This window comes from Sphingomonas sp. (assembly GCF_025362505.1).
Classification (GTDB): Bacteria; Pseudomonadota; Alphaproteobacteria; order Sphingomonadales; family Sphingomonadaceae; genus Sphingomicrobium.
In genome coordinates, this window is record NZ_JANYGG010000114.1 from 1 (window position 1) to 11,065 (window position 11,065).

12 protein-coding genes are annotated in these 11,065 nt (G+C 64.3%); all 12 read right to left on the reverse strand.

All coding sequences use genetic code 11. The features are described 5' to 3' along the window. Positions 1-465: proton-conducting transporter membrane subunit (locus Q0R27_RS11075; protein WP_293944633.1), on the reverse strand; the 465-nt coding region annotated here is incomplete at its 3' end. Further along, positions 462-2,513, reverse strand: coding sequence for an NADH-quinone oxidoreductase subunit L (gene nuoL, locus Q0R27_RS11080; RefSeq protein ID WP_293944656.1), 2,052 nt, complete (start codon positions 2,511-2,513; stop codon positions 462-464). The genes Q0R27_RS11075 and nuoL, both read right to left, overlap by 4 nt. Next, complete coding sequence (gene nuoK / locus Q0R27_RS11085; RefSeq protein ID WP_293944635.1) at positions 2,513-2,818, reverse strand: NADH-quinone oxidoreductase subunit NuoK; 306 nt, start codon at positions 2,816-2,818, stop codon at positions 2,513-2,515. The genes nuoL and nuoK overlap by 1 nt, the downstream gene beginning before the upstream one ends. Next, positions 2,815-3,429, reverse strand: a complete 615-nt coding sequence (locus Q0R27_RS11090) for an NADH-quinone oxidoreductase subunit J (protein ID WP_293944637.1) — start codon at positions 3,427-3,429, stop codon at positions 2,815-2,817. Before Q0R27_RS11090 ends, nuoK begins: the two co-directional genes overlap by 4 nt. 15 nt (positions 3,430-3,444) lie before the next feature. Beyond that, a complete protein-coding gene (nuoI, locus tag Q0R27_RS11095) occupies positions 3,445-3,927 on the reverse strand; it encodes an NADH-quinone oxidoreductase subunit NuoI (protein WP_293944640.1) in 483 nt (160 codons plus the stop codon). Continuing rightward, positions 3,924-4,742 (reverse strand): class I SAM-dependent methyltransferase, encoded by an 819-nt coding sequence (locus tag Q0R27_RS11100; protein ID WP_293944642.1) that lies wholly within the window; start codon positions 4,740-4,742, stop codon positions 3,924-3,926. Before Q0R27_RS11100 ends, nuoI begins: the two co-directional genes overlap by 4 nt. Then, positions 4,739-5,794, reverse strand: a complete 1,056-nt coding sequence (gene nuoH / locus Q0R27_RS11105) for an NADH-quinone oxidoreductase subunit NuoH (protein ID WP_293944644.1) — start codon at positions 5,792-5,794, stop codon at positions 4,739-4,741. Before nuoH ends, Q0R27_RS11100 begins: the two co-directional genes overlap by 4 nt. Next, positions 5,791-7,797 carry an NADH-quinone oxidoreductase subunit NuoG gene (gene nuoG, locus Q0R27_RS11110; RefSeq protein ID WP_293944646.1) on the reverse strand — a complete coding sequence of 669 codons (2,007 nt, stop codon included), beginning with the start codon at positions 7,795-7,797 and terminating at the stop codon, positions 5,791-5,793. The genes nuoH and nuoG overlap by 4 nt, the downstream gene beginning before the upstream one ends. Then, positions 7,797-9,104, reverse strand: coding sequence for an NADH-quinone oxidoreductase subunit NuoF (gene nuoF, locus Q0R27_RS11115; RefSeq protein WP_293944648.1), 1,308 nt, complete (start codon positions 9,102-9,104; stop codon positions 7,797-7,799). The genes nuoG and nuoF overlap by 1 nt, the downstream gene beginning before the upstream one ends. Continuing rightward, on the reverse strand, positions 9,101-9,232 hold the full coding sequence (locus Q0R27_RS11120) for a hypothetical protein (protein ID WP_293944650.1): 132 nt from the start codon (positions 9,230-9,232) through the stop codon (positions 9,101-9,103). The genes nuoF and Q0R27_RS11120 overlap by 4 nt, the downstream gene beginning before the upstream one ends. Further along, the gene (locus Q0R27_RS11125) at positions 9,229-9,897 is read right to left on the reverse strand and encodes an NAD(P)H-dependent oxidoreductase subunit E (protein ID WP_293944652.1); all 669 of its coding nucleotides are present in this window, start codon (positions 9,895-9,897) and stop codon (positions 9,229-9,231) included. The genes Q0R27_RS11120 and Q0R27_RS11125 overlap by 4 nt, the downstream gene beginning before the upstream one ends. A 189-nt stretch (positions 9,898-10,086) precedes the next feature. Continuing rightward, a partial coding sequence (locus Q0R27_RS11130) for an NADH-quinone oxidoreductase subunit D (RefSeq protein ID WP_293944654.1) occupies positions 10,087-11,065 on the reverse strand: 979 nt, incomplete at its 5' end.

The window sequence follows — 11,065 nt, forward strand, 5'->3', positions numbered from 1 at the left end:
CTCGGCACCGCCCCAGATGCCGATGATGAGGTACATCGGGATCAGCCCGCCCTCGAAAAAGATGTAGAATAACAACAGGTCCTGCGCCGCGAAGACGCCGATCATCAGCGCCTCCATCAGCAGGAAGGCGGCCATATATTCAGGCACGCGCTTCTCGATCGAGCGCCACGAGGCGCCGATGCAGATCGGCATGAGGAACACGCTGAGCATGATCAGCATCAGCGCGATGCCGTCGATTCCGAGCGCCCAGCTCAAGGAATTTCCGGCGAGCGAAACATGCTCGACGAACTGCCACTGCGGCCCGCCGGGGACATACGCGGTCCACATCAGGATGCCGAGAATGAGGTCGAGCAGCGTCGCCAGCAGCGCGACCCAGCGTGCACTGGTCGCCGACACAAACAAGCATGCCATGCCGCCAACCAGCGGTATCGCGATCATCAGCGACAATAGTGGCACGCTATTCATCGCGCCCACCACAGCGCCCAGCTCGCCGCGCCGATCAGGCCGAGGAGCATGACGAGGGCATAGCTGGTGACATAACCCGACTGGACCCGCGCGGTGACGCGATTGCCGAGGCCGACCAGCGCGGCGGCACCGTGCGGGCCGAAGCGGTCGATCGTCGCCTCGTCACCGCGGTGCCACAAGAAACGGCCGATAGCGAAGGCGGGGCGGACGAAGATCGCATCGTAGAGCTCGTCGAAATACCATTTGTGCATCAGGAAATTATGCAGCCCCGGCAAGGTCGCGACGAAGCGGCCCGGGGCCGAGGGATCGCGGATGTAATTCTGGTACGCGATCGCCAGCCCGATGAGCATGACGATCGTCGGGGTTAAGCTGACCAGGAACGGCACCTTCTCGGCGGCTTCGGCGAGGTGCGCGCTGAACGACAGGCTGCCCTTCCAGAACCCGGCCCCGGCCTCGACGCCAACGAAGTGTCCGGCGAAGAAATAGCCCGCGAAGACCGCGCCGACCGACAGCAGGATGAGCGAGACGAGGATCGTCCACGGGCTTTCGTGCGGGTGATAGCCGCCGGTCCCGGTCGCGGGTGCAACAGGCGTGTCATGCGCGCTGTCGCCATCCTCGACCGAGGCCTCGTCCTCATGCTCGCCGTGAAGCGCATGCTGGATATGCTCGCTCGCCGCCCATCGCGCGTCGCCAAAGAAGGTCAGGAAGATCAGCCGCCACGAGTAGAAGCTGGTGAGCAGCGCCGCGAAGGCGCCGAGAAAGAAGGCGATGCCGCCATGCACCGTGCCACTGGCAAACGCGCTCTCGAGGATCGAATCCTTCGAATAGAAGCCCGCGAACCCGAATACGCCCGCAACTCCGACCCCGGTGATCGCGAGCGTTCCGGCGATCATCGCCCAGAAGGTGACCGGGATCTGTTTCCTGAGCGCGCCATAATAGCGCATGTCCTGCTCATGGTGCATCGCATGGATCACCGACCCCGCGCCGAGGAACAGCAGTGCCTTGAAAAAGGCGTGGGTGAACAAATGGAACATCGCCGAGCCGAATGCGCCCGACCCGGCGGCGAAGAACATGTAGCCGAGCTGGCTGCAGGTCGAATAGGCAATCACCCGCTTGATGTCGTTCTGGACGCAGCCGACCGTCGCGGCGAAGATGCAGGTCGCGGCACCGACATAGGTCACCACCGTCATCGCGGTCTCGCTGGTCACGAACATCGGCGACAGGCGGCAGACCATGAACACCCCTGCGGTGACCATCGTCGCGGCGTGGATCAAGGCCGAAACCGGGGTCGGGCCCTCCATCGCGTCGGGCAGCCAGGTGTGAAGCCCGAGCTGCGCCGACTTGCCACAAGCCCCGACGAACAGCAGCAGGCACAGCACCGTCATGGTGTTGGCGGTCATGCCGGCGAAGTGGATCGTCGATCCGGCCATGCCCGGCGCGGCGGCGAGGATCAACGGGATCGAGACCGTCCCGAACACCAGGAAGGTGCCGAAGATGCCGAGGCTGAACCCGAAATCACCCACCCGGTTGACGACGAACGCCTTTAATGCGGCGGCGTTGGCGCTGGGCTTGTGGTACCAGAAACCGATCAGCAGGTACGAGGCGAGCCCGACCCCTTCCCAGCCGAAGAACATCTGGACGAGGTTGTCGGCGGTGACCAGCATCAGCATCGCGAAGGTGAACAGCGACAGATAGGCGAAGAAGCGCGGCTGGCTGGGGTCCTCGTCCATATAGCCCCAGCTGTAGAGGTGGACGAGGCTCGAGACCGTGGTCACCACGACGAGCATGACGGCGGTGAGCGTGTCGACCCTGAGCGCCCAGTCGACCTGCATGCCGTCGGACTTGATCCAGTCGAGGACGTGGACCGTGGTCGGCTCGGCAGCGCCGGTGATGAACGAGAGGAAGATCGGCCACGACAGCGCGCACGAGATGAACAGCGCGCCGGTGGTAATCGCCTTCGCGGGCAGCTTGCCGATGACACGCCCGCCGAGCCCGGCGATCAGCGCGGCGAGCAAGGGCAGGAAGACGATGAGGAGGATGGGTTGCATCACCCGTGCATCCGGTTGGCGTCGTCGACCGCGATCGTGCCCCGGCGGCGGAAGAAGATGACGAGGATCGCGAGCCCGATCGCCGCTTCGGAGGCAGCGACGGTGAGCACGAACATCGCGAAGACCTGTCCCGTAAGGTCGCCCGAAAAGGCGCTGAACGCGACGAGGTTGATGTTTACCGCAAGCAGGATCAGCTCGATCGCCATCAGCATCAGGATGATGTTGCGGCGGTTGAGGAAAATGCCGAGCACCCCGATGGTGAACAGGATCGCCGCGACGGCGAGGTAATGCGTTAAGCCGATCACAGCGACACGCCCTCACCGCTGACCGGCTGCATGTTCTTGACCGCGTCCTGCGGCCTGCGGTCGATCTGGCGCGAGACCTTCTGGCCGCGGGTGTCGCCGCGGTTGCGGTGGGTCAGCACAATCGCCCCGATCATCGCGACGAGCAGGATCAGCCCGGCGATTTCGAACGGGAACAGGAACCGCGAGTAGAGCAGCGTGCCAATCCCCACGATGTTGGGCTGGACGGGGCCGCTTACGACCACTGCATGATGGACGACGAGGTTGGGCCCGGCGCTGCGCGACAGCACCGCGATGACCACTTCGGCGAGCAGCACGAGGGCGAGCAGCAGCCCGAACGGGAGGTTCTTGGTGAACCCGCTGCGCAGCGACGCAAAATCAATGTTGAGCATCATCACCACGAACAGGAACAGCACCGCGACCGCGCCGACATAGACGATGACGAGCAGCATCGCGATGAACTCGGCGCCGAGGATCAGCATCAGCCCGGCGGCGTTGAAGAAGGCGAGGATCAGCCACAGCACGCTGTGCACCGGGTTGCGCGCGAAGATCACGAGCAACGCGGGCGCGATGGTCAGCGTCGCGAACAGGTAAAAGGCAATGATGGTGATCATGGGGTGAGCGGGCGCCTAGCGATACGGCGCATCGGCGGCAAGGTTCGCCGCGATCGCCTGTTCCCAGATGTCGCCGTTGGCGAGCAGCTTGGCCTTGTCGTAGAGCAATTCCTCGCGCGTTTCGGTCGCGAATTCGAGGTTCGGCCCCTCCACGATGGCATCGACCGGGCACGCCTCGGCGCACAGCCCGCAATAGATGCACTTGACCATGTCGATGTCGTAGCGGGTCGTCCGCCGCGACCCGTCCTCGCGCGGTTCGGCCTCGATCGTGATCGCCTGTGCCGGGCAGATCGCCTCACACAGCTTGCACGCGATGCACCGCTCCTCGCCATTGGGATAGCGGCGAAGCGCATGCTCGCCGCGGAAGCGGGGGGACTGCGGAGCCTTCTCATAGGGGTAGTTGATCGTGACCTTGGGCTTGAAGAAATACTTCAGCGTCAGCGCGTGGGCGCGAAGAAACTCCCACAGGGTAAAGGCCTTGATGGTGCGCGCGATCATATCCGCTGTCCGCTGATCAGGAGAAAAAGTCCGTTGTTGGCAGCGAAGCGCTTGAGCAAGCCACGCGGCCATACTCGGCGGGCGAGATCGAGAATACGGCCTTGGTGGCGCTGGCCCGCCCCGCTCGACAGCAGGTCGCCATGGGTAAGTTCGGCGCGAATCGCCACGTGATCCGCGAACGGCGCGATCATCGCCAATGCCTCGGAATGAGTATAGGCCTTGGTCCCGGGGCTTTCGAGATGGCGCGCGTAAATTGCCTTGAGTGATGTTAGCGGCCGCCCCCGTGCGAGGCCGTAACGCGCCCACAACATTAGCCCGACCAGGCTCCACTTGTTGTAGATCATGATCGCGAAGGTGCCCCCCGACCGTAGCACTCGCATCGCCTCGGCAATTGCCTTGGGCGTGTCGGGCGAATGGTGAAGCACGCCCCAGCTATAGACATGGTCGAAGCTCCCGTCGGCGAACGGCAGCGCCTCGGCGTTTCCGACCTTGAGGTCCGAGCTAAGCCCGGCGAGAGCCAACCGCCGCCGGCTGTGCTCGATCGCGCGCGGGGTCAGGTCGATGCCGGTCAGATCGGCTCCGGCGCGCGCGAATTGTTCATGATCCGAACCCAGGCCGACACCGATCTCGAGCACCTGCTTGCCGCTCATCTCCGCCCAGTTGGCGAAGTCCACAATGTAGGGCTCCAGCCGGTAGCGCTCGGCCGATTGCGCGGCATAACCCGCGTCAGTTTCCTTAGCCAGCAGCAACGCTTCGCCACACGACGCTTCGTCCCAGAACTCGCGGACGTCAGAGAGTGTAGCCTGCGCGATCATGACAGATTTCCATAGCGGGTGAGCATCAGCCACCCGGAAACGATGACGACGAAGCTCAGGCTCAGCGGCAGGAAGATCTTCCAGCCGAGCCGCATCAGCTGGTCGTAACGGTAGCGCGGCACGGTCGCTTTCACCCAGCCGAAGATGAAGAAGAACAGCATCATCTTGGCAAACAACCACAGGATTCCGGGGACCCAATACAGGAAGCCAATGTTGAGCGGCGGCAACCACCCGCCCCAGAAGATCAGCGCGTTGAGCGCGCACATCAGGAGGACGTTGCCATATTCGCCGAGCCAGAACAGCGCGAAGGACATGCTCGAATATTCAGTCTGGTGCCCGGCAACGAGCTCGCTCTCGGCCTCGACCAGATCGAACGGGGTGCGGAAAGTCTCGGCCATCGACGAGATGAGGAAGACCACCGCCATCGGGAATAGCAGGGGGTTGAAGCCGAAGCCATTGAGCAAGCCGAAGCCGATATTGCCCTTCTGCGCGAGCACGATCTGCGTCAGGTTGAAGCTGTCGGCGTAGAGCACGACGGTGATCAGCACGAACCCGATCGCGACTTCGTAGCTGACCATCTGCGCGGTCGCCCGGAGCGCCGAGAAGAACGGGTATTTCGAGTTCGACGCCCAGCCGGCGATGATCACGCCGTAGACGCCGAGCGACGAGGCGGCGAGGATGTAGAGCAGCCCGACATTGATGTCGGCGACGACCACCCCGACGCTGAACGGGATCACCGCCCACACGATCAGCGCGGTGGTGAAGGTGATGATCGGCGCGAGCAGGAACAACCCCTTGTTCGCGCTGCTGGGCACGATCGTTTCCTTGAGGAACACTTTCAGCCCGTCGGCGAAGCTTTGCAGCAGCCCGAACGGGCCGACGACATTGGGCCCGCGGCGAAGCGCGATCGCCGCCCAGATCTTGCGCTCGGCATAAATCACCATCGCCACCGCGAGCATCAGCGGTAGCGCGATGACGAGGATACCGATGATCGTCGCGAGGAACCAGGCGCCGCCGAAGCCCATGCCCCAGGATTGGAACAGCGCGGTCATTCCGCGGCCTCCGCGAAGGATTGGCCGTGGATGAGTTCTTCCGAGCAGCGGTGCATCGTCGGGCTGGCACGCGCGATCGCGTTGGTGAGGTAGAAGTCGGCGATCGGGTAGGCGACCGTGCCCGAAACCTTGGCGTCGAGCTTGGGCGGCGACCACGGCAGGTCGATCAGGCCGTCACGCGCCAGTGCCGGCGTGTCGGCGTGCATTGCCGCACGGAGCTGGTCGAAGCGGTCGAATGGGAGCGGCGCTCCGATCAGGTCGGACACGGCGCGCAGGATCGTCCAGTCGTCACGCGCGTCGCCGGGTGGGAAGGTGGCACGCTCGGACCGTTGCACGCGGCCTTCGGTGTTAACGAAGGTGCCGTGCTTCTCGGCATAGGCCGCACCGGGGAGGACGAGGTCGGCTTGTCCCGCACCCTTGTCGCCGTGGTGGCCGATGTAGACGGTGAACGCACCCGCGAAGCGGTCGGGCGAAACCTCGTCCGCGCCGAGCGAGATGACGAGTTCGGGCTTGGCCTTCTGCACGTCGGCGATCCCACCAGACTGGGCATAGCCGAGCAGCAGCCCCGCCATCCGCGAGGCGGCGGTGTGGAGGACGTTGAATCCGTTCCAGCCGTCCTTGATCAGGCCCAGACTGCCAACCGCCGCCAGCGCCGCGCCCATCGCGCCGCGCGCAAGGCCACCGGGACCGAGAATCAGCGCGGGCTTGGCGGCCGCCGCGAACGCGTCCGCCGCCACCTTGGGGCGATTACCGATCAGCGACAGATCATCCCCGAGCCACGTCAGCTTGAAGCCCAGATCGACCTGTGGCCCGATCGCGAACACCTTCGCGCCCTTGCGCACGGCCTTGCGCAACCGCGTATTGATCAGCGGCGCTTCCCAGCGCGGGTTGGTCCCGACCAGCAGGATCGCGTCCGCACCCTCGATCCCGGCGATGGTCGAATTGAACGCCACCGCCGCGATGCTCGTCACATCATAGTCGAGTCCGGTCTGCCGCCCTTCGAGCAGCGCACTCCCCTGCCCCGCCAACAGCGCTTTCGCCGCATACATCGTCTCGGCATCGACCAGGTCGCCGGCAATCGCCGCGACCTTCGCGCCCGCGCCCGTCAGTCGGTCGGCGAACAAGGCCAGCGCCTCCGGCCACCCCGCCTCGCGCAATTTCCCATTTTCTCGAACCCACGGCCGGTCCAGTCGCCCGCGCACCAGCGCGTCGACATGGTGCCGCGTCTTGTCCGAAATCCATTCCTCGTTGACGTCCTCGTTGATCCGCGGGAGCACGCGCATCACCTGCCGCTGTCGCACATCGAGGCGGATGTTCGATCCGACCGCGTCCATCACGTCGATCGCCGGGACCTTCTTCAGCTCCCACGGCCGCAATTCGAAGCTCGCCGGGCGTTGCAGCAGCGCGCCGACCGGGCAGAGATCGGCGAGATTGCCCGACAATTCGCTGGTCAGCGCCTTTTCCAGATAGGCCGTGATCTGGCTGTCCTCGCCGCGATAGAGCATGCCTATTTCCGGCGTTCCCGCGACCTCGTCGGCGAAGCGGATGCAGCGCGTGCACTGGATACAACGGGTCATCGCGGTCTTGATCACCGGGCCCATATATCTGGCTTCGACCGCGCGCTTGTTCTCGTCGAAGCGCGAGGTGCCGCGGCCATAGGCCATCGCCTGGTCCTGCAGGTCGCACTCGCCACCCTGGTCACAGATCGGGCAGTCGAGCGGGTGGTTGAGCAGGAATTCCATCACCCCCTCGCGCGCCTTCTTGACCATCGGCGTGTCGGTGCGGATCACCTGGTTCTCGGCGGCGGGCAGCGCGCAACTCGCCTGCGGCTTGGGCGGCCCTGGCGAGACCTCGACCAGGCACATCCGGCAATTGCCGGCGATGCTCAGCCGCTCATGATAGCAAAAGCGCGGGATCTCCTTGCCGGCAAGCTCGCACGCCTGAAGCACGGTCGCCCCCTGCGGAACCTCAATCTCGACGCCGTCGACGGTGACTTTAGGCATTATTCCGCCGCCTCCATCATCGCGCCGCCATTGCGTTCGGCGATGCGCCGCTCGATCTCCGGCCGGAAATGCTTGACCAGCCCCTGGATCGGCCATGCCGCCGCGTCGCCCAGCGCGCAGATGGTGTGGCCTTCGATCTGCTTGGTGACGTCGAGCAGGCGGTCGATCGTGGCGCTGTCGCCGTCGCCTTCGCGCAGCCGTTCCATCGTCCGCCACATCCACCCGGTGCCCTCGCGGCAGGGGGTGCACTGGCCGCAGCTCTCATGCTTGTAGAAATAGCTTAGGCGGGCGATCGCGCGGACGATATCGGTCGATTTGTCCATGACGATCACCGCCGCCGTCCCAAGCCCCGAGCCGACCGCTTTCATCCCGTCGAAATCCATCGGCGCATCCATGATCTCGTGCGCCGGGACCAGCGGCACCGACGACCCGCCCGGGATCACCGCCAGCAGATTGTCCCACCCGCCGCGGATACCCCCGGCGTGGCGGTCGATCAGCTCGCGAAACGGGATGCCCATCGCCTCCTCGACCACGCACGGATTGTTCACATGGCCCGAGATCTGGAACAGCTTGGTGCCCTCGTTCTTGGGATTGCCGATCCCCGCGAACCACGCCGCTCCCCTGCGCAGGATCGTCGGCACGACCGCGATACTTTCGACATTGTTGACCGTCGTCGGGCAGCCATAAAGCCCCGCACCCGCCGGGAACGGCGGCTTCAGGCGCGGCAGGCCCTTCTTGCCCTCGAGGCTCTCGAGCATCGCCGTCTCTTCGCCGCAGATATAGGCACCCGCGCCGCGGTGGACGAACACATCGAAATCAATGCCCGATCCGGCGGCATTCTTGCCGATCAGCCCGGCGCCATAGGCCTCCGCGACCGCGCGCCGCAGCGCCTCGGTCTCGCGAATATATTCGCCGCGCACATAGATATATGCCGCCCGCGCCCGCATCGCGAACCCCGCGATCAGCGTCCCTTCGATCAGCTTGTGCGGATCGTGGCGAAGGATCTCGCGGTCCTTGCACGATCCGGGCTCGCTCTCATCGGCGTTGATGACCAGGAAGTTGGGTTTACCCGGCTTGGGCTCCTTGGGCATGAAGCTCCACTTCATCCCCGTCGGGAACCCCGCCCCGCCGCGCCCGCGCAGGCCCGACGCCTTGACCACCTCGATGATCGCGTCCGGTCCCTGCTTCATCAGCTCGGCGGTATTGTCCCAGTCGCCACGCCCCTGCGCTTCCTTCAGTCCCGGGGACTGGAAGCCATAGAGGTTGGTGAAGATGCGGTCCTTGTCGGCGAGCGCGGTAACGGTCATCGAGCAATCCCGAGAAAATAGATCGCCGCGATCACGATTGCCGCGATCAGCGCGAACTTGATGATGCCCTTGACGAATTTGAACGCGACGAAGGCCAGCACCAGCGCGATGATAATCCCGACGATCATGCCCATTGCCCCCGATAATCATAATTGCGCTCGGCCATTTTCTTGAGCGTCGTCGGGCCGCCCTCGGGGCAGCTCGTCTGCCGAGCGATCAGCGGGCCCGGCTTGGGCTTTTCGCCTCGCGCCAGCGCGTCGAGTACGGCGGCCATGCTGTCCTTCGTCAGATCCTCGTAATTATCGTCGTTGATCTGGACCATTGGCGCGTTGGCGCAGGCGCCGAGGCACTCGACCTCGGTCAGCGTGAACAGCCCGTCGCCGGTGGTGTGCCCCTTCTTCATCCCGCGCGCCGCGCACGCCGCGAACAGATCGTCCGATCCGCGCAACATGCACGGCGTCGTCCCGCACACCTGCACATGATAGCGCCCGACCGGCGCCAGGTTGAACATTGAGTAGAAAGTCGCGACCTCGAGCAGCCGCACCGGCGGCAGGTCAAGGTAAGCGGCAACATATTCGATCACCGGGATCGGCAGCCAGCCTTGCGTATTCGTCTCCTCGCCAACTTGCCGCTGGGCGAGGTCGAGCAGGGGGATGGTGCCCGATTGCTGGCGGCCCTCTGGATAGCGCGCAAGAATCTCGTCCGCCGCCTTCTTGTGGGCGGGCGTAAACGCGAACGCCGACCACCGCGCGCGCAGCTCGGGCGTGTCGGGGGCGAAGATGCGCTCAGCCATTGATCGCCTCACGACGCTTCCGTTCTCGACGTCCCAAGCGGCGAAATGTTTCCAACCCAATGATCGACAAAATGAGGAATGGAAGGACCAGACGAGTTTGAACTTTTCCGAACACCAGCAATCCAATCAGGATTAACAGGCTAGCGAGGGCGAGCAGATGCAAAGCCCCGAATATGATCTCAAGCCTGCTCACCGGTCGCACTCCCCGAACACGACGTCGATCGCGCTCAGCACCGCGGTCGTGTCGGCCAGCATGTGGCCCTTCATCATGAAATCCATCGCCTGCAAATGCGAGAACGCCGTCGGCCTGATCTTGCAGCGGTACGGCTTGTTGGTCCCGTCGGCGACCAGATACACCCCGAACTCGCCCTTGGGGCTTTCGGTCGCGACGTACACCTCGCCGGCGGGGACGTGATAGCCCTCGGTATACAGCTTGAAGAAATGGATCATCGCTTCCATCGAGGTCTTCATCTCTCCGCGCGTCGGCGGGAACACCTTGCGGTCGAGGCTGCCGATCGGCCCGGCGGGCATCTCGCCCAGGCACTGCCGCGCGATCCGCGCCGACTGCCGCACTTCCTCGACCCGCACCATGAATCGGTCATAGCAATCACCACGAGTGCCGACCGGGACCTCGAATTCCATACGGTCATAGACCTCGTAGGGTTGCGACTTGCGGATGTCCCACGGCACCCCCGCGGCGCGGATCATCGGTCCCGAGAAGCCCCACGCGATCGCGTCTTCCTTGCTGACCGTGCCGATGTCGACGTTGCGCTGCTTGAAGATGCGGTTGTCGGCGACCAGGCTGATCGCGTCCTCGAAGATGATCGGGAATTTGTCGAGGAAGTCGCCGATCTGATTGAGCACCTTGGGCGGGATGTCCTGGTGGACCCCGCCGGCGCGGAAATAATTGGCGTGCATGCGCGCGCCCGACACCGCCTCATAGATCTGCATCAGGTCCTCGCGGACCTCGAACAGCCACAAATTGGGAGTCATCGCGCCGACGTCCATGACGTGGCTGCCAAGGTTGAGCATGTGGTTCATGATGCGCGTCAATTCCGCCATCATGACGCGGATATATTGTGCGCGCAGCGGCACCTCGAGCCCCATCAGCTTCTCGATCGCCAGCACGAAGCTATGCTCCATGCACATCGGCGAGCAGTAATCGAGC